Source organism: Acidiphilium acidophilum (assembly GCF_033842475.1).
Lineage (GTDB): Bacteria > Pseudomonadota > Alphaproteobacteria > Acetobacterales > Acetobacteraceae > Acidiphilium > Acidiphilium acidophilum.
This window is the reverse complement of sequence record NZ_JAWXYB010000008.1, coordinates 37,739-64,137: the sequence shown is the minus strand read 5'-3', so window position 1 is coordinate 64,137 and position 26,399 is coordinate 37,739. Positions and strand designations below refer to the sequence as shown.

General features: G+C 61.1%; 26 protein-coding genes. 17 read left to right on the top strand and 9 right to left on the bottom strand.

The window, feature by feature from the left end:
* Positions 1 to 16 precede the first annotated feature (16 nt).
* Positions 17 to 610 (top strand): PEP-CTERM sorting domain-containing protein, encoded by a 594-nt coding sequence (locus SIL87_RS02055; RefSeq protein WP_319612620.1) that lies wholly within the window; start codon positions 17 to 19, stop codon positions 608 to 610.
* A 478-nt stretch (positions 611 to 1,088) separates the two neighbouring features.
* Here the strand turns inward: SIL87_RS02055 and SIL87_RS02050 are convergent, their stop codons facing one another.
* The 4 genes from SIL87_RS02050 to SIL87_RS02035 form a co-directional block, all read right to left on the bottom strand.
* Entirely contained in the window at positions 1,089 to 1,334 is a 246-nt protein-coding gene (locus SIL87_RS02050) for a toxin-antitoxin system HicB family antitoxin (RefSeq protein WP_319612619.1), read from the bottom strand.
* Positions 1,331 to 1,780: a PIN domain-containing protein gene (locus SIL87_RS02045; protein WP_319612618.1), complete on the bottom strand. Its 450-nt coding sequence runs from the start codon at positions 1,778 to 1,780 to the stop codon at positions 1,331 to 1,333. Before SIL87_RS02045 ends, SIL87_RS02050 begins: the two co-directional genes overlap by 4 nt.
* Before the next feature lie 69 nt (positions 1,781 to 1,849).
* The gene (gene mobF, locus SIL87_RS02040) at positions 1,850 to 6,976 is read right to left on the bottom strand and encodes a MobF family relaxase (protein WP_319612617.1); all 5,127 of its coding nucleotides are present in this window, start codon (positions 6,974 to 6,976) and stop codon (positions 1,850 to 1,852) included.
* Positions 6,976 to 7,311: a hypothetical protein gene (locus tag SIL87_RS02035; RefSeq protein ID WP_319612616.1), complete on the bottom strand. Its 336-nt coding sequence runs from the start codon at positions 7,309 to 7,311 to the stop codon at positions 6,976 to 6,978. Before SIL87_RS02035 ends, mobF begins: the two co-directional genes overlap by 1 nt.
* 281 nt (positions 7,312 to 7,592) lie before the next feature.
* On the opposite strand from SIL87_RS02035, the gene SIL87_RS02030 reads away from it, so the two are divergent.
* The 15 genes from SIL87_RS02030 (at position 7,593) to SIL87_RS01960 (ending at position 19,656) form a co-directional block, all read left to right on the top strand.
* The gene (locus SIL87_RS02030) at positions 7,593 to 8,096 is read left to right on the top strand and encodes a hypothetical protein (protein WP_319612615.1); all 504 of its coding nucleotides are present in this window, start codon (positions 7,593 to 7,595) and stop codon (positions 8,094 to 8,096) included.
* A 14-nt stretch (positions 8,097 to 8,110) separates the two neighbouring features.
* The gene (locus SIL87_RS02025) at positions 8,111 to 8,989 is read left to right on the top strand and encodes a DEAD/DEAH box helicase family protein (protein WP_319612614.1); all 879 of its coding nucleotides are present in this window, start codon (positions 8,111 to 8,113) and stop codon (positions 8,987 to 8,989) included.
* Positions 8,977 to 9,684, top strand: a complete 708-nt coding sequence (locus SIL87_RS02020) for a hypothetical protein (RefSeq protein ID WP_319612613.1) — start codon at positions 8,977 to 8,979, stop codon at positions 9,682 to 9,684. Before SIL87_RS02025 ends, SIL87_RS02020 begins: the two co-directional genes overlap by 13 nt.
* Before the next feature lie 229 nt (positions 9,685 to 9,913).
* Positions 9,914 to 10,486: a nucleoside 2-deoxyribosyltransferase gene (locus tag SIL87_RS02015; RefSeq protein WP_319612612.1), complete on the top strand. Its 573-nt coding sequence runs from the start codon at positions 9,914 to 9,916 to the stop codon at positions 10,484 to 10,486.
* 295 nt (positions 10,487 to 10,781) lie between these two features.
* Positions 10,782 to 11,240 carry a MucR family transcriptional regulator gene (locus SIL87_RS02010; protein WP_319612645.1) on the top strand — a complete coding sequence of 153 codons (459 nt, stop codon included), beginning with the start codon at positions 10,782 to 10,784 and terminating at the stop codon, positions 11,238 to 11,240.
* A gap of 408 nt (positions 11,241 to 11,648) precedes the next feature.
* On the top strand, positions 11,649 to 12,035 hold the full coding sequence (locus SIL87_RS02005) for a type II toxin-antitoxin system RelE/ParE family toxin (protein WP_319612611.1): 387 nt from the start codon (positions 11,649 to 11,651) through the stop codon (positions 12,033 to 12,035).
* The gene (locus SIL87_RS02000; protein WP_319612610.1) at positions 12,016 to 12,333 is read left to right on the top strand and encodes a helix-turn-helix domain-containing protein; all 318 of its coding nucleotides are present in this window, start codon (positions 12,016 to 12,018) and stop codon (positions 12,331 to 12,333) included. The genes SIL87_RS02005 and SIL87_RS02000 overlap by 20 nt, the downstream gene beginning before the upstream one ends.
* Positions 12,334 to 13,563: 1,230 nt before the next feature.
* The gene (locus tag SIL87_RS01995; RefSeq protein ID WP_319612609.1) at positions 13,564 to 14,655 is read left to right on the top strand and encodes an IS4 family transposase; all 1,092 of its coding nucleotides are present in this window, start codon (positions 13,564 to 13,566) and stop codon (positions 14,653 to 14,655) included.
* A gap of 115 nt (positions 14,656 to 14,770) precedes the next feature.
* Complete coding sequence (locus SIL87_RS01990; RefSeq protein WP_319612316.1) at positions 14,771 to 15,952, top strand: IS256 family transposase; 1,182 nt, start codon at positions 14,771 to 14,773, stop codon at positions 15,950 to 15,952.
* 114 nt (positions 15,953 to 16,066) lie between these two features.
* Positions 16,067 to 16,804: a glycosyltransferase gene (locus SIL87_RS01985; RefSeq protein ID WP_319612608.1), complete on the top strand. Its 738-nt coding sequence runs from the start codon at positions 16,067 to 16,069 to the stop codon at positions 16,802 to 16,804.
* Between the two features lie 278 nt (positions 16,805 to 17,082).
* On the top strand, positions 17,083 to 17,685 hold the full coding sequence (locus SIL87_RS01980) for a recombinase family protein (protein ID WP_319612607.1): 603 nt from the start codon (positions 17,083 to 17,085) through the stop codon (positions 17,683 to 17,685).
* An 18-nt stretch (positions 17,686 to 17,703) separates the two neighbouring features.
* Positions 17,704 to 17,880, top strand: a complete 177-nt coding sequence (locus SIL87_RS01975) for a CopG family transcriptional regulator (protein ID WP_319612606.1) — start codon at positions 17,704 to 17,706, stop codon at positions 17,878 to 17,880.
* The gene (locus tag SIL87_RS01970; RefSeq protein ID WP_319612605.1) at positions 17,871 to 18,110 is read left to right on the top strand and encodes a DUF4160 domain-containing protein; all 240 of its coding nucleotides are present in this window, start codon (positions 17,871 to 17,873) and stop codon (positions 18,108 to 18,110) included. Before SIL87_RS01975 ends, SIL87_RS01970 begins: the two co-directional genes overlap by 10 nt.
* Positions 18,088 to 18,378 carry a DUF2442 domain-containing protein gene (locus SIL87_RS01965; RefSeq protein WP_319612604.1) on the top strand — a complete coding sequence of 97 codons (291 nt, stop codon included), beginning with the start codon at positions 18,088 to 18,090 and terminating at the stop codon, positions 18,376 to 18,378. Before SIL87_RS01970 ends, SIL87_RS01965 begins: the two co-directional genes overlap by 23 nt.
* 462 nt (positions 18,379 to 18,840) lie before the next feature.
* Positions 18,841 to 19,656 (top strand): IS4 family transposase, encoded by an 816-nt coding sequence (locus SIL87_RS01960; protein WP_319612603.1) that lies wholly within the window; start codon positions 18,841 to 18,843, stop codon positions 19,654 to 19,656.
* A gap of 192 nt (positions 19,657 to 19,848) precedes the next feature.
* Here SIL87_RS01960 and SIL87_RS01955 read toward each other — a convergent pair whose 3' ends face one another.
* From SIL87_RS01955 to SIL87_RS01940, 4 genes are all read right to left on the bottom strand, one after another.
* Positions 19,849 to 20,802, bottom strand: a complete 954-nt coding sequence (locus tag SIL87_RS01955; RefSeq protein ID WP_319612602.1) for an AAA family ATPase — start codon at positions 20,800 to 20,802, stop codon at positions 19,849 to 19,851.
* On the bottom strand, positions 20,799 to 21,644 hold the full coding sequence (locus SIL87_RS01950; protein ID WP_319612601.1) for an ExeA family protein: 846 nt from the start codon (positions 21,642 to 21,644) through the stop codon (positions 20,799 to 20,801). The genes SIL87_RS01955 and SIL87_RS01950 overlap by 4 nt, the downstream gene beginning before the upstream one ends.
* Positions 21,641 to 23,095, bottom strand: a complete 1,455-nt coding sequence (locus tag SIL87_RS01945) for a DDE-type integrase/transposase/recombinase (RefSeq protein WP_319612600.1) — start codon at positions 23,093 to 23,095, stop codon at positions 21,641 to 21,643. Before SIL87_RS01945 ends, SIL87_RS01950 begins: the two co-directional genes overlap by 4 nt.
* A gap of 88 nt (positions 23,096 to 23,183) precedes the next feature.
* Positions 23,184 to 23,606 carry a hypothetical protein gene (locus SIL87_RS01940; protein ID WP_319612599.1) on the bottom strand — a complete coding sequence of 141 codons (423 nt, stop codon included), beginning with the start codon at positions 23,604 to 23,606 and terminating at the stop codon, positions 23,184 to 23,186.
* Positions 23,607 to 23,797: 191 nt separating this feature from the next.
* Between SIL87_RS01940 and SIL87_RS01935 the strand changes: the two genes are divergently transcribed.
* Complete coding sequence (locus SIL87_RS01935; RefSeq protein WP_029314279.1) at positions 23,798 to 24,250, top strand: SEC-C metal-binding domain-containing protein; 453 nt, start codon at positions 23,798 to 23,800, stop codon at positions 24,248 to 24,250.
* Between the two features lie 172 nt (positions 24,251 to 24,422).
* Here SIL87_RS01935 and ltrA read toward each other — a convergent pair whose 3' ends face one another.
* Positions 24,423 to 25,862, bottom strand: coding sequence for a group II intron reverse transcriptase/maturase (gene ltrA, locus SIL87_RS01930; RefSeq protein WP_319612644.1), 1,440 nt, complete (start codon positions 25,860 to 25,862; stop codon positions 24,423 to 24,425).
* Between the last annotated feature and the right edge of the window lie 537 nt (positions 25,863 to 26,399).

Genomic DNA, 26,399 nt, shown 5'->3' with positions numbered 1-26,399 from the left:
CTCGGAGGATCACCAAATGCTGCGTAAACTTCTGGTTGCCAGTGCTGCACTTGTACTGACAACAGCGGCGGCTCAGGCTAGTTTAATTGATAATGGAATAACTTATACGCTCACTGAAGCTGCGACCAGTAATCCGCTTATAGATCAGTTTACCCTTGGCATTTCAGGTATTAATGGGTCAAAGGATACCGAAGGCGGACGCTATGGTGTGCAGTCGCTTGCCTTCACACAACCCACGAATTTCTCAGCTGCCACCTCGCCGTCGGGATTCACCTATCAGTCTGGCGGCCTAAACGCCAATGGGTGTGACGGCAAGGGTAATTTCCTTTGTTTTTCGGCAAATACGACCCCAGCAGGTCCGGCACTCTCGGCTGACTCCATGCTCAGCTATACCTTTGGTCTGACACTCTCTTCCGGCACCTTTGCCGGATATGTCCCTGACTTCAAAATCAACTGGGTTGGAACAAAAAAACACTACAACCTTGTTTCGCTGCCGCTGACTCCAACGGCAGGTGGAAGCGTCCCCGTTCCTGAGCCGGGTTCACTGGCTCTCCTTGGCACTGCCCTGGTTGGCCTCGGCCTAGCAGTACGCCGTCGTCACATGGGCTAGAACGCGCTCGTTAAAGAGAGGCGCACAGGACGTGTTTCGTTAATGGCCCAATTCGGTCCACGCGGATCCCGCGGAACATCAACTGGCCGCATGAACCCGCTCGGAACCGCGCTCAGCGAAGCAACGCACACTCTGACAACCGCAGAGTGTGCCGGCGCATAGCCATGCGATCAACGCCCAAGTGAGTGGTGTGACCGGAGCCACAAATACCCCCGGAACCACGGTGATTCTCGATAGCGCCACCAGTGGCGAAACCGGGAACGCAGCCATATCCGTCTACGGAAACGGCACGCCTGGTGTCTCAATGAATCCGTTAGGCTCTACCGGTGGGAATCAACCCCATGAGAACCGGATGCCATTCCTTGTCATGAACTACTGTATCGCCCTGAATGGTATATTTCCTTCATGAAATTAATCATTAGCGTGCTTACGACAGATAAACTGGAACAGGATTTGTCTATTAATTCATGTGGATAGACTAATCAGTTACAACCGCATCGTCATGATCCGGTGCAACATCCGGGGCGCGATCCAGAATCTTGAGCGCCTTGGCGACATCTGCGCGACTGGCACGCTGCCGCAGATCGCGCAACCCGCGCCGATGACCCAAACCCTCAGCAATCAACGCCACGAGAAGCTGGTTGATCGACACCTGCTCCTCGGCCGCCGCAGCCTTGGCTTGATCAAGGATATGGTCCGGAACGCGCAATGCAAAACCACTCATGATGGTCTCCTTTCAGTCGATGACGCCGATCGCCGCTCATGCAGGTAATCGCCGGCTGACATCACCCTCAAACCAAACGCCGCAACCGCCGGATGCCTGAAATGTCGGTCGCGGGATAAGATGACCGTTGCTCCAGCTGCCAACGCGCAATCGATGTACGCATCATCCTTGGCATCATCGAGAAATGGCCGAAACCCGAACCACGGTTCGACCAACTTGGCGCAGGCACATAATGCGTCGAGGATGATATCGATTTCCTCGAGTGCTATCCACGTTACGGGCCCAAGAATTCCAGGCCCCTTCACCACGCTCTCGTACTCCAGAACAATAGCCGGCGAGATTGCGAATGGAACGTCACCAAGCAACATCCCGCGAAGCACCGCATGAGACGCCCCATTGCGGGACCGGAGCGCACTCAACAGGACATTGGCATCAGCAACAATCATTACGAGTGATATCGTATATGATATCGATCTACAAGTCTGGGATCTCGGCGCATTCGGCGCTTGTTGCCTTTACATTCCCATCCTCGGTCCCCGTCGCGGACGTGGGGCAGGAAAGTCGTCCGGTTTTTGTTCCGGCACCAGCTTGAGCACCAGCCGGGATGCCTTGGCCGCCGCTTCCTGCCGCTGGCGTTCCTGCGCGATCCGCGCCGCGCGCTCGGCCTCATGACGCCGCATGATCGCATCGATCCGCTCCCGCGCCACCCCGCGTGCCCGGTCCAGCAACGGTCGCGCCCGGCTGATGCGATCGGCCACCGCCCGCCGCACAACATCCCGGGCCGCAGTCAGCCGCTCGATCGTCCCCTGCGTCTGAAGCTGATGATCCGCAAAGTCACGATTCATCGTATTGATCTCGGGTGAAGCCGCCCTGATGTTGGTATGCTGGAATTTGCGCTGCAATTCCTCCCGTCGGTCGGTGGTCTGCGCCGTGGTCTCGTGCAACTCCTTGCCCGTCATGAACGACCGCGCGGTGCCGCGCCGAACCCGATCGGCCTGCGCGACGATATCCGTCGCATTCAGGATCTCCGGCCGGCGCATGATATTGCGGCCCCAGTTCGCCCAGATGTCGTGCTCGTGGATCGGCCGCGGATCCCCCAGCGGCCGCCGACCGACGATCTCCTGCCGCTCCGCCCCTTCCGAGGTCAGCCAGTAATCCCGCTCGCGGTGGCGCGATCCCGAGACATAGCTCTTGAACCCATCGGTCATCCGCGAACCCGCCGGCGTGACAAAGATATGCTCGGTGGTGGTGGCCCCCTGCGCCGTGTTGGTGGTCATCGCATAGCCATAGGTCAGGCGGACCCGGCCCGATCGCTGATCGGTCAACGCCTCCCAGGCCACCAACCCCTCGCTGCCTTTGTCATTGCGGAGGATCAGACCGTCCCGCTGGATCGCCCGGACCTCGAGGATCGAACCATTGTCACCGATGGCCCCGGACTGGCCCCCGGTCAGGCTGGCCTGGGTGCGGGCGAACAGACGCACCCGATCTCCAATGGCAAGCGGCAGGTCGTAATCGGCGTGGCTGTTCGGATCGGTCGCCGTAAGGACAGTCTCATCTCGCCCCAGTTCCCCCGATGCCTGCAACCGCGCCCGGATCGCCATCCCGATCGCCCGCGCATCCTCATTGGTCGGCGTACTGATACTTATACTGTAGCGCGGCCGGTCGGCATTCGCCTGCCGCCGCTCATGCCAGAGCGCGGCCGCGCGCTCGACGATCTCGCTGACCCCGCCCGGCACGATTTCCGCGGTCTTGTCCTGATATTTCATCGCAAGGGCTTCCGCTCCCTTGCCCGCCCGCAGCAGGCCCGCGATCTCGCGGGCGCGCGGGTTGGTCTGGCGCACCGTCGTCTCGATCGAGGGGATCTTGCCCAAGGCCGTTTCCAGAAGCCGGATCACCGAACCCGCCTCGATCGACTGGCATTGCTTCGGATCCCCGATCGCCACCATCCGGAACTGATACTGATCCTGCAGCGTGAGCAGCTCAGCCAGCTGCCTGGTACCGATCGTGCCCAGCTCGTCGATCACCACCACGCTGCCATGGCTCAGCACCAGACGCCCCGACTTCACCCGGTTGATGAACACGCTCACCGCCGCCACGCTGTCGCGATGGCTGTTCGACGATCCGTCCCGCAGATGACGCGGGATCGCCGCCTGCCCCGAAACCTCCCCCCATGCCTTCGGCGGAACCGGATTGCGGCGCCGGATCGGATCGGCGATGCGCAGCCCGGACTCACGCAGGTCGCGCGCCTGACGCCAGCCGAGACTGATCCCGTGAATATCCGCCCCCTGCTCGTGCCAGGCCGCGACCAGCGGCTTGAGCAGCGTCGTCTTGCCTGAACCGGCGGCACCAATCGCCACCGCGAACCGCCCGCCCATGCCAAGATGATCGATGACCCGCCGCTGCGCCTGACCATGCGCCCCGGTCAGATCGAGATCGGTCGCCGCAATGCCGCGCTGGATCGCGGGCGGCGTCAGCAAACCCCGGGCATACCCGGCGTGTTTGCGCGCGAGTTCGATCACGCGCTGTTCCTGATCGAGTTGCGCCTGAGTGGTCAGCCGCGTCTCGGTCATCGTGGCCCCTTCGACCGCCGGATCATCGCTCACCAACGCCACCTCGATCAGCGCGGTCTGCGGCCTGATCGCGAACAGACCCCCGCTGACCTCGCTCCAGGTATCCGTCACCCCGCGTTCGTTGAATGCCGCGCGCACCCTGTCGATATCCGCCGCACCGCTCAGACCCGATGCGATCAGACACCGGGCCGCCGCCACCCGTGCATCGGCTTCCCCCAGCACCGCCCGATGTTCAAACTGCCGGCCGAGGATCCGCGCCCCCGCCCGATACGCCACATCGATCCGCTGTTCCGCGCTCAATTCCGCCTTGGGGTTCAACGGATCGAGCACACTCTTATGCTGATAGCCCAGCCGCTCCGCCTGACGCTGCCAGCCGGTAAAATCGCTCAGATCATCCGCCTTGGCGCTACGGCTCGCAAAAGCGCCCCCCTTCAGCAGCATGATCCGCTCATCCGGCGACATCCGGTCCCAGTTAGCCCCGGTCTCCTTCGCATAGGATCTGGCATCGGCCAGCGCATCACGGGTCCGCTTGCTGAACGCGGTCCGCACCGCATCCGGCACCGCGGTCAGCCGCGCCGATCCCAGCGTCTCATCAAGGGTGACCGCAGCCCCCAGCGCCCGCAGGTTCTGCGCCAGATAAGCCTGATACAGCGCCCCCCACTCATGAATGCGATCATGCATCTGGAGCATATCCAGCGAGCCCACCCGGCCTCCCGGCGTCAGCACCACGTTCGGGACCGCGACATGGGTGTGCAGCTGCGGATCGCCGGCGACTTTCATCGTGACCAGCTCGGTCTCCATCCGGCCATCCGGACCGGGCCGGGCGATCTCCAGCGTCGGGCGGGCCGTATAGTGATCGAAGGTGATCCAGCCGATCGCGCCTTTCTCCGCGCCATCCCGCCCGCCCTTGCCCATCCGGGCCTGACCCACCGTCTCCGCTACCACCTGCATCGCCGCATGCACCGCATCGCGATGCGCCTGCGCGATCAGATTGCGCTCCGCCTCGGTCGGCGCGAACGCCCACGCCAGCGAGACCGACTTATCAGCGGAGAACGTGTAATCGACATAACCGATCGGCGTGCGGGATCTGGTGATCGCGCGCTGCCACTCCCGCGCCGTCTGCTCATCGCCATTGGCGAGACGCCCGGCCAGGATGTTCTCGCGCGCGGTGGCATCCAGCGCCCTTGGGTCCTCGACGCCCATGGATTTCAGGAAGCGGATCAGATCGCGATGCAGCGGTGCCTGAGGATCATTGGGCACACCCGTTTCAGGAGCGGTGGCGGTGGCGGTTCCGGCACCGGGGGCGGGCGCGGAGCCGGCAGCCAGTGTCTGCGGGACCAGAGCCAGATCCGCCTCGCTGCTCGCGGCGGCCTGGGTGAGTGTCGCTCTCAGGGTCTCGGCCGTGCCCTCGGTCAGCGCATCCGCCCAGTCCGCCCCTTTCCGGCCACCGGCCACCGACGCCGGTGGCAGCAGATACACCGCCTCATTGCCCGCCGCGCGGATCACCTCGATCGCCGCAGCCGCCGCGCGTTGTCCCGCCAGACCGACCTGACGCCCGCCATAAATCTTCGGATGGTCGCGATCCACCAGAAACCCGATCGGCTCGCTGCCCCGATACTTGCCGGCCCACGCCACCACCCCGCCGGCATTATAGCCCACCACCCCGGCATGACCGGTCGCCTGCACCACGCTGGCCACCGTCTCGAACCCTTCCCCCACCAGCATCATCCGGGCATGACCCGCGATCGGCAGGGCCGCCTGACCGGACGCAGCCGGGGGGGCGAGCCACCAGCTGCCCGCCTGTCCCAACATCTTGCGGCCTGATTTTTCGCCCGCCTCATTCAGATAGGTCCGCTGCACCCCGGTCAGTCTGATCCGGCCCGCCTCATCCAGCCCATACATCGGCGTCACCATCGCCACCGCGGCACCCGCAGCGATCTCGGTCGCATCGTATTTCCCATGAAGAGATGCGAATTTGACCTGGGGCAGCAGCCAATCCGCATCCAATCCCCGCCGCTCGAAATACCGCCGCCCGATCGCCCGCCACACCTCCGTGGCCTCGACCTGCGCCCGCCATTCCGCCCGCTTGCGGCTCTTGACCCCGGCACTGCCCTTGAACACCGGCGCGACCATTCCCCCGGCACCATCCGTCGCGTCCCGCCACACCCGCCGCGCCGTCGCCTGGCGGGCTTCGTCCTGTTTGATGGCCTGAGCTGCCGCAACCTCGGGATCGATCGTGCCGATCTCGCGCGCCGCCCCCAGACTCAAATGCTGGCGCAAGGACGCGAACCCGCCGACATCCCCGGTCGCAAAATCCTTCCACGCCCCGGTGCTGGCATTCACCGAGACGGTCCAGCCCTCGCCACCCCGCCAACTGGCCTGAAGCCGCACCCGATTACCCCGCTTCTGATACCGCACACCCGCCGCATCGAGCGCCTCGGTCACCGCGATCTGCTTCACCGGCATCGCCGTGGGCGCGGCGGCCGGCATCGCGGGATCCACCGGCAGGGGTGTGCCATCGGCACGCTGTCCCGCAAGGATGTTCGCCAGTTCCGCCCGTGTCGGCACCCGCATCGGATCGAGCCCGAACACGTCGGCCAGCGCTTCGGTGCCGCGTTGATACTGCTTGCCGGTGATCCGCGCACCATCGGCCCGCTGCCCGGCCAGCAGATGCGCAATCTCATCGCGGGTCACTGGACGGGTCAGGTCGATCGCCAGAAGGTCCGCCAGACGCGGATCCATGTCCCGGCGCGGCTCGGGGATCATCCCCGGACGCACCACGTCGCCCGCCCGCGGATCGTCCGACGCCGGTACCGGCCCTGCCTCAGCAACACCAGCACCGACGTCGGCAGAACCATCGCGCTGGATGCCCGCTGCCGTAACAGCTTGGCTATCCGCTCGCGCGATGATGGCCCCACCGGGCTGCCACATACCGTCCTGATAAGTCATTCCGCGCTGATAATAAAGCGCCAAATCCTGCGCCGTCGCCGGCAGGGTCTGGGTCATCAGGTGATCGGCCATCTTGGTCGCCGATCCCGTCGATAACGCCGCTCCGGCCCGGAACGTCAGCATCAGCGCGACCCGCCCGATCCGGTGGCTGGCGCATCGGGGTCGATCCCCAACGCCACGTTCATCCCGCGCACCACCCCGGCCTCGATCTCGACGCCCAAACCGCCCAGCTTCTCCTGGACACGGACAAGGGCATTCGTCTGATCCCGTAGCGCCACCGCCACCGACCGCATCGAGGCCTCCAGCGAACTCTCCCCCGTCGGGGTCGCCGCCTCGATCACCTGCGCCAGCATCTCCGTATGGGTCTGCTGCGTCTCCAGCATCAGCCGCAGGACCTGCGTGATCTGGTCCAGTCGCGCCTCCATCGAACTCGCAGCAGGGGCCGTCGGCCGGGCCATGCAATTCTCCTTGCCTGCCACCATCCTATCCGGTTATCACTATCTGAAACAAGCACCATGGGTGCAATGGTCTGTGACTACCTCTACCGACTATCCGAGCCGTTTTTGAGCCGGTCAACCACCGGGTATCGAGCCGATTTAGAACGAGATCGGAGCCAGACCCCCATCGTTCCAGAGCCGTCCAATAGCCGAACCATCACCAATATTTGAACCGTGCGGCCACCGGATGATCGGAGATTTCATGAAAAGGACCGCCGGATTTTGCCTATGATCCCATCCCCATGCTGAACCAGTCTCATCACACCCCGACCATCGATCTCGCCGAACTCGACGCCGCCATGCATCAGGCGCCCGGTGCTCGCGCCCCCCTCATCGTCTGGATGATGGATCACCACGACGATCTCATCGCCCTCTTCGCCCGACGACGCGTCAACTGGACCCGCTTCTGCAGCTACATCGCCGATCACGGCTTTCTCAATGGCAAAGGCGAACCCCTCAAACCCGAAGCCGTCCGCCAGTGCTGGAAACGCGCCCGCGCCGTCATCGCCCGCCAACGCGCCCTGCCTCCATTGCCCAGAACATCACAGTCGGTCGAGCAAGGTGCTGCGACCGGACGCCCGAGTATGAACACCGCCCCGGTCTCGGGGACGACACCATCACCCGCCGCTCCCGCCAAATTCAAACCCGTCAGCCTCAAACCCCTGCAACCTGTTTCGCTCCCGACCCCGGAGGAAGAGGCCGAACGCGCCGCTCTTCGTCAACGCCTGTTTGGATCATCCGAATGAAAGGATAAACGCCTATGGCCGACGCCAAATTACCCGCCGCGCAACCCGCCATGGGCAGTCCGGTCAAATTCAACCGTGCCGCCGCTTCCCCTCTCCCGGCCCGCGCCCAGGATGTCACGGCACTGATGCCCCAGAAGGAACCCGAACCCCCGATCGAAACCGGAATCGATCTCTCGGACAAACCAAAAATCATCTTCGCGGCCGGACGCGGCAAGACCGGCAAAACCACCCTGCTGCGCTGGCTGACCGAAACCTCACTCCGCGCCGGCCACTCGGTCCTCCTCGCCGATATCGACCCCTCCAACGCCTCGTTCTCCGGCTATTTCAACGACGTCGCCCGCCCCGATACCGACAATGCCGCCGGCGTCACCACCTGGCTCCAGGAACTCCTCGAACATTGCGTGATCACGAAACAATCCGCCATCATCGATCTGGGCGGGGGTGATACCACCCTGCGCGCCCTCGCCACCGAAATGCCCGATCTCGCCGCCACTCTCGAAGCCGCCGGCATCGCGCCGGTGATGTTCTATCTGCTCGGTACCCAACCCGAAGACCTCACCCCCGCCATGACCCTCACCTCGCGGGGGTTCATGCCTGCCGCCCAGGCCCTGGTTCTCAACGAGGTCAGCATCCAGACCGGCCAGACCCGCCGCCACGCTTTCGCACGCCTGATCGATACGCCGGGCTTCCAGAGCATCGCTCGCAACAGTGTCCAGCTCTGGATGCCCCGCCTGTTCGCAGCCGACGCGATCGAAAGCCGCCAATGCCGGTTCTACGAGGCCATGGAAGGCCGCATCGAGCTCCCGCTCGGCATCTTCGATCATGCCCGGATCCGCATGTGGCTCGAGCTGATGACCCACCGGTTCAGCGGGGTAGCGTCATGGATACCGTGATCGCCGGTCAGCCGGATCAAGGCCAGGATTTCGACCGGATCATCCGAACCGCCCAGGATGAATTCATCCGCGCCGCCGATCTCGGCGGCATCGCCGGAGATCCGGCGGAAAAACTGTTCCGCGCCTTTACGACCCATCTGACCGCCCTACGCGCCGTCCACTTCAGCGAACGCCAGATCGCCGGCCAGCGGATCGACAGACTCGATGCAAGGCTCCTCAGTATCAAGCAGGTCCAGGACGACCTGAAAATCACAGGCACCATTGTCTCCAAGCTTGCCCAGGATGAGATCAATGCCGCTCACGCGAAAATGGGCCAATCCATCATCCAGTCGATCGCCAAAGAGGTCAAAACCCAGATGCACGCACAGGCACGCGCGGCCTGGGTCATGTCGATCGTCTGCGCGGCCGGACTCATGGTGCTCGCAGGGATCGGTGGGCTCGCCTATGGCTATCACTGGGACCGCACGCGCATAGCGGCGTCGCTCAGGGATGGAAATGCCCTGCTCGGTGCGATCGCAGACACCCAGGGACCCAAGGCCGTCACCGATTGGAACATGCTGATGAGGTACAATCCGATTGTGTCCGTGATGAAAGAATGCCACGGCATCAATGTCTCCTATCAGCAGCATGGTCGTAAGGCTTGCCAAATGGTCTTCTGGATCGCGCCGGTGCCTCAACGAAAACCGCCAGTCTGATGCGATTGCCGATCAGGTGCGCATGCCGGTTCTGATTCATCCTCCTTGGGCTATAACGCGGGTATGAATACCGCCACGTCACCGACAGACACCGCCCATCATACGCAAATCGTTGCCGACGGGCGGCGGTCGATCGGTGACCTTGGCCAAATCAATGCGCGCCCTGGCTGCAAGAGCTTTGATCATGATGGATCTCAAGCAGCTGTCCACCTGAGCAAGGAGTGACCTGGTGATCAAAGCCTATCTTGCAGGACCCGACGTGTTTATGCCGAACGCGGTCGAGCATGCACGCTGCAAGATCGAGATCTGCGCGAAATACGGCATCACCGGTCTCGCGCCCCTCAATCAGGATGCCGAGCCCGCATCTGGCCAGGGCGCTGATATCAAGTGGACCGATATTTTCCACAAAGACATCGAGATGATGGAGGCCAGCGATATCATCATCGCCAATCTGACGCCGTTTCGGGGGGCTTCCGCCGATGCCGGCACACTCGTCGAAATCGGCTGGTTCCTCGGGCGAGATAAACCGATCTTCGGATACTCGAATTCCGCGCGCTTGTTCGATCAGCGCAGCCAGGACCAGACCAGCGTCATACCCGATCCGATGTGTGGCATAGCGGTCGAAGGGTTTGATCTTCCCGATAATTTGATGATTGCCGGTGCCGTGCTCGAAGGCGGCGGAGTTATGATCACTCTTCCTGAGTTGGGCCAGGACGAGCCATTTGACGCGCTCAGCGTGTTTGAAAGATGTGTCAGTCTCGCAGCCGATAAACTGGCTTCCCGGAAAGACCGCGCCTATTAACTCCGGCAATAATTTACTGCAAAAATCAATCGGCCAGGTTTACGGACGAAACAACACAGAACCGGGCAGCCACTGTGGGAAAGAGTTTCCTCTTTATTTATAGCTTTCAATAATCCAATAAAATTGTGTCGCTACGCAGAATTTATGAATCAGTAGGAATTTAACTCCGATTCCACCCTTCTAGGCATAGCCGATATTGGGGTAGAATGGGAGATCGGCGGCTCTCACACTTGATTTTTTTATGAATACAATTATCCTATCGAATTGTTTATTCATCTTTTTAGAAAGACTGCTTATGGTTGATATGACCGAAAACCAACTGCTGCTGCAACTGACAACTCAAATTGTTGTTGCCCATGTCTCGCATAACTCTGTGCCCGCCGACATGCTGCCAACCCTCATACATGACGTATATCAAAGCCTGGGCGGTGTTGAAACGCAAGAAACCGAAGCCCAAGTACCGCCAGAACCCGCGGTCAATCCCAAAAAATCAGTCTTCAACGACTATATCATCTGTCTTGAAGATGGCAAAAAACTGAAAATGCTTCGGCGCCACCTCAAGTCATCTTTTAACATGACGCCAGAACAGTATCGCGAGCGTTGGCAACTCCCAGCTGAATATCCGATGGTCGCACCAGCCTATGCCGCGACGCGGTCGGCCCTCGCCAAGAAAATCGGCCTCGGTACCAAACCCGTCCCTGAAGCCCCTCCCTCACCAGCAGCCGCCGCCTTGCGAAAGAAGAAAGCCGCCTGACACTTGAGTGACCTGGCCTCAAGGATCGGCGACGGAAATTTGATGCTCGGCCGGTCAATTCAAGACCGGCCGGCTTGCTATTTCGGCCCCAGAGATGGCGCCTGACGTGAGTGCGAACGGGGGCGCACAGAGATGGTACGCAGTCTGGCGCGGCGGAGACCACCTATTCGGTAATCTGGACCAAACGGTTCTCGAATATTGGATTCGTCTCCGCCGGTTTCTGATCATGGCCGGGGGCTATCGCTCGGCCCTGCGATTCTCCGCTTCGCGGGGTGAATCGTTCAGGTGATCCGTTCACCGTCCTGTCGCCTTTCCAAGGGGGCCAGCCGGTAGAGGCTCATTGTTTTCTATAATACCTGGTGCTATAAATTGTTCTACTGCGATTCTGGGTTAAGGGCAGGCGGGGCGATGCGCGTATTCAAAAACAAGGCGTTCGTGAGGTTTGCCCGAAAAGCCCGGATTACGGATATGGTTCTTTGCGCGGCGATTTCCGACGTTTCCCGGGGCCTGGTCGATGCCGACCTGGGCGGTGGTGTCGTCAAACAGCGGATCGCCCGGCAAGGCGGCGGCAAATCGGGAGGCTTTCGTACGATCGTCCTGTTCCGCGTGCGAGAGAAGGCGTTTTTTGTTCACGGCTTTGCCAAGAACGAACAGGACAACATTCGGGATGACGAACTCGCCGCGTTCAAGATGCTCGCGGTCGAAATGATGAACTACGACGATGATGCCCTGGCAAGGGCGATAGCAAACGGCACCCTAATGGAGGTGATGTGCAATGACGAAGCAGTATCGTAGCCCGGTGATGGCCTCGATCCACGAAACAGCCGAGGGGCTGCACGCGGCCGGCCTCATGGATAAGCAGACGATGCGGAAGTTTGATGAAGCGTGCCTGACGCCGGTGCGCCCACTCGCCCCCGAGGAAATCCGGAGCTTGCGGGAACGTGAGGGGGCGAGCCAGGCCGTATTCGCGCGCTATCTCAATGTCACCACCGGTCTCATCAGTCAGTGGGAACGGGGCGAGAAGCATCCGCAAGGCGCATCTCTCAAACTGCTCTCACTCGTTGCCAAACATGGGCTTGCCACCGTCGCGTAATTGGCCGGGTTACACGACGATCGAGTTCGACCCTACACTCACGGTTTGCTCTATAATTGTAGCTGCGCGACTTTATCCGCAGCCATGCGCGATTTCATCGGTGATTTCTGCTTAAATTAAGTGATCGCAGACCGTTTGCCGTGCGCAGATTAAGTGCCTCCATGCGCAAATTAACTGATCGGTGCACGACATCAGAGGGTCATGTTCATAATTCGTGATCCCAGGCTGCCCCGTTCAAGTCTACCCCAGCGGTACGGTCGGCTGAGACAGTTTTTCCGCCCCAATAGGATCGTTTTCATCGTTCTGAGGCATCATAGCTCGGACGTATAGAACCTTTCGAGACAAACCAGATGGCTCTCATACCCATTCCAGATCCGACCGACGTGATCGACTAAATCAGGAAATCTCAATGAGATCAAACGGCTAATGTTGTGTCACGATTTTTGCGCATGGGCGGTTGATGTCGCGCACCGATCAGTTAATTTGGGCATGGATGCACCTAATCTGCGCACGGCAAGCGGTCTGCGATCAGATAATTTGAGCAGAAATGGCCGATGAAATCGCGCATGCCTGCGGATAAAGTCGCGCAGCTACAACTAGCGCCTCACGAAGCGCTTCGATACAGAACCCGACTGTGAGGGTGTTGGTGGCTTTGCTAATGAAATTTGATTAACAGAATCGCGCCGGATTTTTGGGGCGTGTGCGCGGAGAGGACGAAACTCCTACGGTAAAACCAGATCCCAAAACTCTCAAAAGTGTGGGGACCGAAAGTCAGACCGGATGTTCACGCTTAAGTTGTCTTCAATGGATCAGATGCCATAAGCGTTCATAGGCCGCTACCAGGCTCTCGATCGATTTTCGACGATTAGGTTCTTCCAGTTTCTTATATGGTTTTTTCAAGAGTTCGTCGGCAATGGCAAGCAATTGCTTAGCGACATCGTATTGGCCTTGATCACAGGATTCGTGGAACAATAAGATAATCTTGTCAGTAAGCCGGCGACCCCGGTTGAGGGGGGCAGCCTCATTGATCCCCTCATATTGATTCCGCAACTATCGTTTGAAGAGAATCGAGAGGGCCGGGTTGGATTTTCGGAAGGAATCGGGATCGGTTGATCCAGGTTCTTTTCGTTCGAATTTTCTGGCTACCCTTGTTCCTCGGTGCACGATTCCAAGGTTGCCCGGCAATCAGTCTGGTTTCTGGAGGATCGGATGGCTGCCAGGAGGAGACCCATGTCGTTTGACGATGTTCAGCGCTTTCTGGAAGGTTTGCTGGGGGAGGACCTGCATGCCAAGCGGATCCTGTCCCTGGCAGGAGCAACGCTGGGGGTCATCGAGACCGCATCGCTGGCGATTGGGGCGATTGGCCAGGGGCTGGCTCTGGCACGTGGGCGACTGACCAAGCATGCGATCAAGCAGGTCGATCGCATGCTCTCGAACCCCGGGATTGATCTGGACGTCGTGCTGCGGCGGTGGGTATCGTTCGTGATTGGTGCGCGTGAGCGTATCGTTGTCGCGATGGATTGGACCGAATTCGACCCTGATGGTCAGGCGACCTTGATGCTCTCACTGCTGAGTTCGCACGGCCGTGCGACGCCGCTGATCTGGCATACGGTCGATAAGGCCAATCTGAAGAACCGGCGCAATGAAGAGGAATACCGACTGCTGGTCGCGCTGGCGGAAATCGTGCCGGCCGAGACACGCGTCTGCATCGTCGCCGATCGTGGGTTCGGCGATCATAAGCTCTACCGGGTGCTGACGGAGGAGTTGAAGTTCGACTACGTGATCCGCTTTCGCGGCAATATCCTGGTCACCGCGGCGAGCGGTGAGGCCAGACCAGCCGCTGAGTGGGTGATGGCCGCCGGACGCGCCAGAACACTCCGCGCAGCCGCGGTCACCGCCGAACGGTTCACCGTCGGCACGGTGGTTTGCGTGCAGGACAAAGGTATGAAGGAACCGTGGTGCCTGGCCGCGAGCACCACCGATGATACCGCGCGCCAACTGATCAATCTCTACGCGAAACGCTGGACCATCGAACCGGGGTTCCGCGACACCAAAAATTTGCGCTTCGGCATGGGGATGGGCGCCCTCCACGTCAGCACCCCGGAGCGGCGCGATCGCCTGTGGCTGCTCAATGCCTTCGCTGTCGCCCTGCTCACTCTGCTCGGTGCCACCGGAGAAGCTCTCGGCTACGACAGGCACCTCAAATCCAATACCTCAAAGCGGCGGACCCACTCACTCTTCCGGCAAGGATGCATGCTCTACGAACTCATCCCCAATATGCCAGAGCATCGCCTCCGCCCATTGATCGGTGGTGTAACCTGACGTCTGGAAATTCATTTTGGGTTGGGAGTTGGTGCCCTTGCCGGGGCATGCCCCGGCAAGGGCTGTTCATTCTGGTATTCCATGCAGTTGTTCACACCAACATGGAGACCGATGAATGGACGCCAAAAAGGATACGATTATCGAGGCACTTTTGGAACATCTGATCGAAAACGGCGCAGGCGATATCGCCACGGTATTTGCCAGGACCTTCGAACTCGCCATGCAGATCGAGCGCGAACGCTTCCTCCACGCCAGTCACTACGAGCGCAACCCCGATCGTCAGGGTTACGCCAATGGCTACAAGCCCAAGCGGATCGATACCCCGGCCGGGTCGATCACCGTCGATGTCCCCAAAACCGCCGGTCACGTGGGCGAACCCTTCTACCCACAGTCCCTCGAACGCGGCCGACGCTCGGTCCGCGCCGTCATGGTCGCCGTCGCCGAAATGTACATCAAAGGCGTCTCCACCCGCGACGTCGAGGCCGTCATGCGCGAATTCGGCATCGAAAGCCTCTCCTCCGCTCAGGTCAGCCGCGCCAGCAAGCTGCTCGATGACGAACTCGCCGCCTGGCGCACCCGACCCCTCGCCGAGATCCGCTACCTCATCCTCGACGCCAGATATGAAAAAATGCGCGATAATGGCGTCGTCCGCGATGCCGCCGTGCTCTCGGCCATCGGCATCGGACCCGATGAACGCCGCCGTGTCCTCGGCGTCTCGGTCGCCCTTTCCGAGGCCGAAGTCCATTGGCGTGCCTTCCTCGAAAGCCTCCATCAGCGTGGCCTGCGAGGCGTCGAATTCATCGTCTCCGATGACCATGCCGGATTGCACGCCGCACGCCGCGCCGTCTTCGGCGCCGCACACTGGCAACGATGCCAGTTCCACCTCGCCCAAAACGCCATCCACCACGCCCCCAACCACGCCATCCGCAAACGCATCGGCGCAGAACTCCGGACCGTCTGGAACGCAAATTCCCTCGCCGCTGCCCAGATCGCTCTCACAACCCTCGTCAATGCCTATCGCGACACCGCACCAAAGCTCGCCGATTGGCTCGAACGAAATATCCCCGAAGGCCTCACCGTCTTCACACTGCCAGAACCCCACCAGCGCCGGCTTCGCACTTCCAACCCCATGGAACGCGGCATCCAGCAGGAACTCAAACGCCGCACCACCAAAATCAGGGTCTTCCCCAACGAAGCCTCCCTCGAACGCCTCGTCAGCGCCGTCCTCGTCGAAATCGATGAAAAATGGGCCGCCGACACCAAGGGCTACATCAAGTGGGACTACCAGGATGCCTGACCCCCGCTCGCCCTATTTTCCAGACATCAGGTTGCTCAATCCATTGATCGAAAACTTCGCCCAAAACCTCGCTCAACAGTCAGTTTTCAATGGAACCTTCGGTACGATATAGGAATGAGGGGAGTCCTGAGAGCTCGAACAGCCGATTTGGTACTTTCGATCTCCGATGTCGAGGCGGACGAAATTGAACGCACCAGCGGCCGGCATGTAATTTATCTTCCGGCGGTCTCGGATTTAGCGTCATCAAGAATAAGCGTACGTCCATTCTCCCGTTTTACGGCGGAAACTAATGCGACGGCGTGTCGTTATGCAGCATTGATGGGTAGTGCCTATTGGCCCAACGTGGAAGGCTTCTTTAGCATATTTCCGGAGGGACTTGGTTTTCTTGCACAAAATGAGCAGATTTGGATTGCTGGCGCGCTTGGCAGTGCGGTACAAGAGGATGAGCGATTTCAAAATTTCATTAGTATCAACGAGAAACGCACTCGCATCATAGGATATCTTAATGAAAGTGAGAAAAGCGAGTTTTTCTCAGCGGCGCACTGTGTCATCGTGCCGGTCGAATTTGGTGCTGGCTCGAAATTAAAGACTGCAGATGCGATCGCTAGCGGTCTCCCTGTTATCTCCACTCGGCATGCTATCGACGGTTATGGTCCTATAGTTAGGGATGCGCTAAACCGTGGTGTTTATATTGCCGATGAACCAGCGACGTTTCGTCGTTTAGTACGAGAGGCGCTGCGCAATGGTTTGCCTGGCTGCGCATCATCGGTGCGTGCAGAGCTAAGCCTTGAGACCATGTCAAAAAATTGGGCTCAGCATATCAACCATCTGTTGGTTCCTGGCATCGCATAAGCAGTAAAAAGCATTCTTTGCCTCGCCCCTTCTTTGCAGCGGAGCTTCTTGTGTCGCATACGGTGCTTTGGGCCTTATTCCTTTTCTGGTTATTGAAACCCAAGACTTTCGGAACACCGGCCGGCCCGTGGCAAACCAAAGGATGGCATGTTTCAGAAACTATGACCGAAATAGAACGTTTCCGGACACTACGAAAATGCGTGACCAAAATATAGGGTTGACGTGGTTCAGCACATAGGTGATTATTGGGCATCCCTTTCGGACGAGTTGATGCCATCATGGCCCGCACATTCCTCTACACTCGCGTCTCCACCACCAGCCAGACCACCGAGAACCAGGTCGCCGAGGTGAAGGCGGCGGGCTTCGCTGTCCAATCGAGCCGGACCATTACCGAGACGATTTCCGGCAGCGCGCCGGCGATGCAGCGACCGGCATTCCGGCGCCTGGTCGATCGATTGGAAGCCGGTGACGTTCTGGTCGTCACCAAGCTCGATCGCCTCGGTCGCAATGCCATGGATGTTCGGAGCACCGTTGATGCGCTGGCGGCAATCGGCGTCCGGGTTCACTGTCTCGCCCTGGGTGGGGTTGACCTGACCAGCTCGGCGGGTCGGATGACCATGCAGGTGATCGCGGCCGTCGCAGAATTCGAACGCGATCTTCTGGTCGAGCGTACCCAGGCCGGATTGAGCCGCGCGCGAAGCACGGGGAAGACTCTCGGTCGCCCGGCAAGCCTGAACGAAGAGCAGAAACGACAGGTTGTTGCCCGGCTCGATGCGGGCAGTTCCGTGTCCGCGCTCGCCCGCGAGTATCAAACCAGCCGGCAGACCATCATTCGGGCGCGGTTTCGCTTGACATCAGAACCCAGCGATCGAACACTCTGATCCAGAGGAATGAACTGAATGACCCTGCTCCCAAACCACATGTCCGATGAGCCAGACACCGAGGCGTTCGTTGCCGTCGTCAAACGCAGCCTCACCTCGGCGGACGCCGGTCGCACCGTTCCCTATGAGGACGTACAGAAATGGTTGCTCTTGTGGGGTACCGAAGACGAATTACCCAAGCCTGAATGCCGGTAGTTCTTCGTCGTGATGGCTACCGCTTCTACTTCTACAGCCATGAACCGAACGAGCCACCGCATGTGCATGTGGACCGGGCCGAAGCAACGGCGAAGCTCTGGCTTGAACCTGTGGGAATAGCTTCAAATGCCGGATTTTCACCCCGAGAGCTCGGCCTCATCCTGCGAATGACCCGCGATCATCAACAGACGCTTTTGGAGGGTTGGCATGGCTTCTTCGGCCGAAACTGAAACCCCGGATATTCGGGTTCGCACCGTTTCTGTGACCGATGACGAGCTGGTCGTTGGTTTGATGGACGGACGAACCATCGCCGCGCCCCTTGCGTGGTTTCCGCGCCTGCTTAATGCCTCACCAGAACAACGCAACCACTGGGAACGGGCCGGAGCCGGACACGGCATCCATTGGCCCGATCTGGACGAGGATTTGAGCACGGAGGGATTGCTGCGGGGGGCTCCGGCACCACGCGGCTCAGCGACCTGGCAATCATCGACAACGTGACGTTTCGGGAGCGTTCTTGTGACCTGCTGCGACGGCTATGGAAAGTAGCAAAAGAGCTATGGGGCACCTCCCGCCATCCCCATTGACCAATCCCCGGCGCGCCTGCGACTACCCGTCGCCCGGCCCCGCTGCCGGGATTATGCCATGTTCCCCGTGACTTCCCACCGCTTTCCATAATAGATGATTCTGGGACAATATGAAACGCTCATTTATTTTTTTGGTATCGGCATTTTCCCTGTTGCTGTTGCTGGTCTCATTGATCCCCTCATATTGATTCCGCAACTATCGTTTGAAGAGAATCGAGAGGGCCGGGTTGGATTTTCGGAAGGAATCGGGATCGGTTGATCCAGGTTCTTTTCGTTCGAATTTTCTGGCTACCCTTGTTCCTCGGTGCACGATTCCAAGGTTGCCCGGCAATCAGTCTGGTTTCTGGAGGATCGGATGGCTGCCAGGAGGAGACCCATGTCGTTTGACGATGTTCAGCGCTTTCTGGAAGGTTTGCTGGGGGAGGACCTGCATGCCAAGCGGATCCTGTCCCTGGCAGGAGCAACGCTGGGGGTCATCGAGACCGCATCGCTGGCGATTGGGGCGATTGGCCAGGGGCTGGCTCTGGCACGTGGGCGACTGACCAAGCATGCGATCAAGCAGGTCGATCGCATGCTCTCGAACCCCGGGATTGATCTGGACGTCGTGCTGCGGCGGTGGGTATCGTTCGTGATTGGTGCGCGTGAGCGTATCGTTGTCGCGATGGATTGGACCGAATTCGACCCTGATGGTCAGGCGACCTTGATGCTCTCACTGCTGAGTTCGCACGGCCGTGCGACGCCGCTGATCTGGCATACGGTCGATAAGGCCAATCTGAAGAACCGGCGCAATGAAGAGGAATACCGACTGCTGGTCGCGCTGGCGGAAATCGTGCCGGCCGAGACACGCGTCTGCATCGTCGCCGATCGTGGGTTCGGCGATCATAAGCTCTACCGGGTGCTGACGGAGGAGTTGAAGTTCGACTACGTGATCCGCTTTCGCGGCAATATCCTGGTCACCGCGGCGAGCGGTGAGGCCAGACCAGCCGCTGAGTGGGTGATGGCCGCCGGACGCGCCAGAACACTCCGCGCAGCCGCGGTCACCGCCGAACGGTTCACCGTCGGCACGGTGGTTTGCGTGCAGGACAAAGGTATGAAGGAACCGTGGTGCCTGGCCGCGAGCACCACCGATGATACCGCGCGCCAACTGATCAATCTCTACGCGAAACGCTGGACCATCGAACCGGGGTTCTGAGCAGGATCACGTTGTTTGATGGTCGTCCGGTCGCGAAATTTGATGGACTTCCGGGTTCCACTTCCCGTGTTCTGTAGGGGTCCCGGGAAGCGGGAAGCGGAAGTATCGCAGTGGTGATGCGGGGCCCGTTGGGCTGGGTAGTTGAGGATTGCCATGCCTTAATTGCGGTTGATCCACGTGGCGCGAAGGGGGTCAGTTTTGGGTGAGGCGGTATCCGTCGGGGGATTTGATGACGCAGCCGTTGTCGATCATCGCGGTGAGGCGCTGATAGAGGGTGGCGGCGCGGATGCGGCAGCGGGCGCGGAGATCGGTGAACGGCTGGGGCTGGCCGGTTTCGGCGAGGGCGGCGGTGATGCGATCGTCGAGGGATTTTGGTGTGGCATTGTCGGGTGATGGTTCGCTCGCGTGAATGGGTTCGAGTGCCAAGGCAGTCTCGTGCTGGTTCAGTTCGAGTGTGATGCTGGGCATGGCGGGCGCGGCGCGATGCTCTGGGGTGAGGATGATGCGATCGTCGCCATCGCGGCGGAGATAGAGGTTGGAATCGCCCCAGGCGTGGAACTCGGATGATCCGCGCAGGGCCTGACCGGCGCGGAGTGTCCCGGCGCCTTTTTTTGCATGGTGGACGACAGCGACGGCGATAGCATGGTGCCGCTGCATGTCGCGCAGGAAGGCGAGCAGGGGTGCGACTTCGCCGCTGACGTTCTCATCGATGCGGTGCAGGCGCACGAACGGATCGAGCACGAGGAGCCGCGGTTTCAGCCTGGCGATGGTGTCGGCGAGACGCGCGCGGTCGTCTTCGAGATCGAGGCGCAGGCTGGGTGCGGTGATCACCTGAACATCGAGTGCGGCGAGTTGGGTACCGGCGGCTGCACAGATGCTTTCGAGGCGCTGGCGGACAATGTGAAGCGCGTCCTCGGCGGGGTAGAGCAGGACGCGGCCGGGGCGTGTCACGGCGAAGCGGCGCAGACAAGGGACGCCCGCGGCGACGGCGACGGCCAGATCGAGGGCGAGGAAAGATTTGCAGCATTTGGGTTCCCCGCCGATGATGCCGACGGCTTCTTCGGCCCACAGTCCCTCGACGAGCCAGCGGTGCTGCTCGGGGCGGTCGGTGAGGTGGTAGGCTGGCTGGACCGGAAGCGGGGTCATCGCCGTTGGCGGGCGGTCGCCTTGGTTGTGTTTGGCGTGGGTATGGCGAAGGTTTCGAAGAACAGCGTCTCGTCGATCTGACGCGCCTCGCGCTGTGCAGCGGCGTCCAGCAGGTCGGCCGCCATGATCATCAGGGTTCGCAGATTGCCTTGGGCGTGATCGCAGATCGTCGCGATCACTTCCGGGGTCATCAGGGTGGCGGCACCGGCCTGGCGGAGGGCAAGCTGCAGGGTCTCCTGCAGATCCTGCGGAGTGGCGCGTTCGATCGCCAGACGTACACGCATGCGGCTGGCGAGGGGAAGGAACTCCTCGGAGCGCAGGCGTTCGGCGAGCCGTCCGTCGCCGGCCAGGACGATGGTCAGGAGGATGTGGGAGTCGAGGTCGGCGGAGGCGAGCAGGCGGAGTTCGGCGAGCACGGCGGGCTGCATCTCCTGCGCTTCATCGACCAGCAGAACCGGCCGGGAGAGGGTCGTCTGGATATGAGCCTGCCAGCGCTGGCGCAGGATTTTAGCCCCGCCCCAGCGATTATGCGGGCGTAACTCGACGCCGAACAACTCGCCCATCTCGCGGTAGAAATCGGCGATGTTGGCCTGAGGCCGGCTGATCACGCCGACGGTCACGTCGCGCAATGTCGCCAGCGACGCGGCCAGAATGCGCAAGGCGGCGGATTTGCCGGAACCCGGTGCACCGGTGACCAGAGCGAAGCCGCCTTCGCCGGCAAGATGCTGGACGCGCCAACAGAACGATTCCAGACGAGGCGAGACATGCAGGGCCTCGTTCGGCACGTTGGGCGTGAACGGGTTCCATTTGAGACCGTACAGTGCGAGCAGTTTGTTGTTCACGCGTCGTCTCCTTCGTGTTTGGGGAGATAGGCTGGGGGCAGTCCGGTTGCCGCTTGCCGCTCGATCATATCGGCCAGCAACGGCGCGATCCCGCGGGTCGGCGGCGCGACCGGGTCGACGCTGACAGGCTGCAAACCGCGGCGCAGGCCGTTGGCGTTGGCGGCCTTGTCCTGGGGGAACAGCCGGCAGAGCACGGTGCCGGTTTGCGGATCGACGAGGTGAACCAGGGCAAGATCCCAGGCGGCGAAGCGGACCTCCAATGTGGTGAGGTGCCGATATTGGTTCGGCACTTCGAACCGGCGGCCTTCGATGACGATCGTGCCATCGCTCCTGCGCAAGGTCCGCTGCTCGCTGCGGGTGAACGCCAGTCTCAGCGCCGCGGCAACCGGGCATGGTCGTGTCACGGCGGGGCCGGCGAGGAAGCGCGCCAGGGGGGTGGCGTCGATCTCGCTGTGGTGTTTGCGATTATAGTCGTAGTCTACCCATGCTTGGGTCGCCTCGTTGAGCCGCGCCAGGGTGAGGTCATCGACACCTTCGAGCATGGCCATCAGCCGACCCTCGACCGATCCCCAGAGGACTTCCTGCTTGCCGTTCATGTAGGGGCTGTAGGGCAGCGTCGTCTGATGAACGACGCCAAGCCGGGCGAGGCCTTCGGTGATCTCGGTTGCGGTCATCGCCGCACCGTTGTCACTCATGGCCGAGCGGGGCATGCCGCGCTTCTGCATGGCCTGCGACAGACCGTGGGCGATAACTTCCGCGCTCTCGGACAGATACCATTGCAGGTGGCAGGCCAACCTCGAGCGGTCATCGAGCACACCGAACAGGATCGGCGTTCGCCACTCCCCTCGCGGCGTCAGCACCTTGCGCGAACCGGAATGACAATCCCAGTGCCAAGTTCCGTTCACATACTCGGCCTCATAGCTGCGGACCTCACGCGCATCGAGCTTGGCTGCGGCAGCCAGCGCGCCGGCGGTCTGGCGCGTCGTCATCGGGCACCGCTTGGTCAAGCCATGGGTCATCAGGAAGCGCCGGACCGTGGCGTAGGAGGGCACCGGGCGCAGTTCGGACCGGGTCTCGGCCAAGGCGACGAGATTGTCGTGATGCAACCGCATACTCCAACTCTTGTGGGCTTGATATTGAGCCCGCAGGGTCTGGCGGATCTCATCAGTCATCGACGCCTGCTGGCCGGCGTCCTCGCGACGTTTGCGCCGCAGCACGCCCACCGGGTCTTGGCGCTCATTGCGGCCGATGTAGAACCATCGCTCGATCGTCGAGACACCAAAGCGAACCGGTTCACCGGTACTCGGATGCCGCCATTCACGGGCCGCCAGTTGCTTCAGGGCCGCGCGCAGCGCGCCCGCCTCCGGCGGTGCGGCCAACAAGTGACCGATCACCGAGAACCGCAGTTGCGCCCAACGCTCCTGAACACGCGATCTGCCTCGTTCCGTCACGTCTGCCCTCCAAACCAATCAGCGGGCTTACGGTAAGCACCTCACCGATCGTCGGCGACGTGCATCTTCTGCGGATCGGCGACGCCCGTCAGAAAGCGCGCATCGCCGAGGCCCCGCCGGTCAACGGTCCGAGCAACCGAAGCAGGGAGATGATCTGTTGTTCGATGCCGCCGCGAAAACGATTGAGCAGCGAGGCTGGCAGGGTCGCGGTGTCGACCGGGGGCATGAAGGCGGCCGCAGCAACCGGTCGGAACGCGCTCGCCTCGGAGGTGAATATCGAGAGCCACCAGACGCGCCAGCGCGCGACCGTCCGCCGATCGATCCCGAGCGTGGCTGACAATTGCCGCAGGCGGGTGGCGCTGAGCCCATGGCACATCGCCGAAATCAACGTCACCACTGTGGCGAGATAGACCTTACGCCCCAGAAAGCGCAGCGATGCCGGGGTGGTTCGCTTGCGACAACCGTCGATCGCGCAGCAGAAGCTGAAGCGTTGGCCGAACGCCTCACTCAAACCTGGGGGACCACCGCGCGGTTTGCGCTGAAATTGCGCCGAATGAAGGACGCCACCGCATGTCGTGCATCCTGCCGCCCTGGCGGTCGCCGCGATATCGCGATCAAACAGGAGCAACTGTTCATGAAACTTGGCATCAGCCAGCACTGCTTGATACAAGGGGCACCATCCTTTGAATTGAAATTGGCGGGATGACCAAAGTCGGACGCAATAATCTCTGTCCCTGCGGCAGCGGCAAGAAATACAAGCGCTGCTGCATGGCCCAAGATGAGGCAACCGCCCGCGAGGCCCGCGCGAGCGCCGCAAGCGCCGCAGTGTCGCCCCTCTCGGCCCATCTCTGCGAGGATTGCAACCACGATCTGGATGATGCCGCCAATGCGGTGTTTGCTTTGATCGAGGCGAAGCAATTCGATGAGGCTGAACGGGGCGCCCACGACGTTCTGGCACGCTTCCCCAACGTCCACGACGGCTACGAGTGCCTGGGCCGGCTGCATCAGGCCAAAGGGGACCATCGCCAGGCGATCGAGTGTTACCGCAAGGTCATCGCGTTCGCCGTCGAGGAACCGCAGTACTACGACCCGGAATTCGTCGATCACTTCCAGGCACTGATCGCCCACATCGAAACTCAGGCATCCAGCGGCTGATCCTTCCGGCCCACCCCTGCCCAGCATCGCCGGGTGCTCGGCAGCGTCAAGGCATCCACGCCTGCGGCGCGGAGCCTCCTTGACCCTGCGTCGAGTAGGCGTGGCAGATTACTCCACCACGCCTCTCACAGAACCGGACATGCGGGCCCGCATCCGGCTCCTTGGGTCGATATCAGAGTGCCAGCGTAAGCTGGTCGCTGACCCGAGGGGTGTTGAGTTCGCTCCAGCGTGTTTTGAGTGAGACCATCCGCTCGCAAAACCAAGCGGGCGGGTAAGCCTTCGTCATGCCAGGCCGGTTCGATTTTACCCAGCTCCCCTTGCCGCAATACGCTGCCCCTGCAGCGGCCTTTTTGCTGATCTTTCGGGCAAGCAGATGCCGATAGAGGAAGCGCGATCGCTTCCTCTGGCGCACAATGATCGCCCTGAGCCGACGGCGAACGTGGGCGTCGATCGCCCCAAGTTCACGCGCCGCTTCCGGCGTACAAAGCCGGTAGTGCGCTATCCATCCGTTCAGGTAACGGCTGAGAGCCTCCATACAGGAGTTAATCGACCGACCCCAATTGGGCGGCGTCAGTTCCCGTATGGTGTTCATCACCGCCCGCTTCGCCTTGTCGGACAGCGTAATCCCCGTATTGGGGGACGCGCGATCGTTACAGAGGAAGCGGAAGCCAAGGAAATGAACCTGTTCCGGTTTGCGGACCGCGCTCTTCTCTTCGTTGATCTGGAGCCGCAGTCGGTGCTCCAGAAATCGCCGAAGAGATGCCATGATCCGTATCCCGGCCCGTTCGCTGCGCACGAAGATATTTGCGTCGTCGGCATAGCGGACGAAGCGCAGCCCGCGCCGCGCCAGTTCCTGATCGAATTCATCGAGTACGATGTTCGACAGCAACGGCGAGAGCGGACCGCCCTGCGGGGTTCCTTCCTCGACGGCGACACGTGTGCCGTCCGGCATCACCACGGCAGCTTTCAGCATCCGGCGTACAAGATTGAGGACACGTCGGTCGGTAATTCGCTGGCTCATACGATCCAGCAGGCGTTGATGATGAACCCGGTCGAAAAATTTCGCCAAGTCCAGATCAACCACCACCCGATAGCCCGCTTCCAGATAGCCGGTCGCTTCGGCAATCGCCGTGTGGGCGCCGCGGTTGGGACGGAAACCGTGACTGCTGGTGTGAAAAGATGGTTCGTAGATCGGCTCCAGGACCTGGAGCACGGCTTGCTGAACCACCCTCGTCACCACGTTCGGAATGCCAAGCCCGCGCTGACCGCCACCGGGCTTGGGAATCCAAACCCGCCGGATGTCGCCCGGACGAAAACGTTCCGCCAGAAGATCACGGCGTAGCACAGCCAGCAGGCGCGGAGCTTGCGCTTCGGCCTCCTCGACTGTCTGGCCGTCGACTCCCGGGGCACCCTTGTTGCGTATTACGTTCAGCAGCGCCCGTGCGAGGTTTGCCTCGGACGCCACTTCCTCCAGCAGCCGATCGGGATCGGCCGCCCGGGCGGCAGGACCTGCCGTGGTTTTGCGCTTCGCTGTATGCAGCAGCCACGGTCGATTCTCGGATGCGTCCGAGCGTCTCCCGTCGTCGCCCCCTTGCGGGCTGTCGGCGAACACGAAGCTCAATTGACGATGTCCCGTCCTTTTCAACCCATCTCTCCCTTTGCTCAGCTGGCTTTCACCAGCTTCATCGCTCCTACGAAGAGATCCGACTTCTGCATGGGCATCGTTCCGTCGTCGTTGCCTCCTCCGGGTCTACCGCTCACGCGGACCCATGCAGATCTCCCTGGGTAAGAGCACTGGATGTCCCGCCGCCTCCGCCCCCATTACCGTCCCGGCCTCGGTTGGATTTTGGGCATCGCGTTCGAAGACACGCTCACCCGACCGGTCCGGCTTGCACAGAGGTTCACTTTCGTTCGGTGCTGCGGTTCGCCTCGGGCTTCTTCTCCACACGGCCTCGCGGCGCCAGGGCCGGCGTCTCACGACGGCGTATCCCTGCATGCAGTTGCCTCTGGCTCGCGGTTGCTACCAACTCGCCCCGCGAAGGACTTTCACCTCCAATCCAGTGCCCATGCCAGGCACACCTCCGCTCCCGGCGGTAGCAAATGCAGGTCGGCGCCGAGGAATGGTCTTTCAGTCTCACCAAGGAATGAA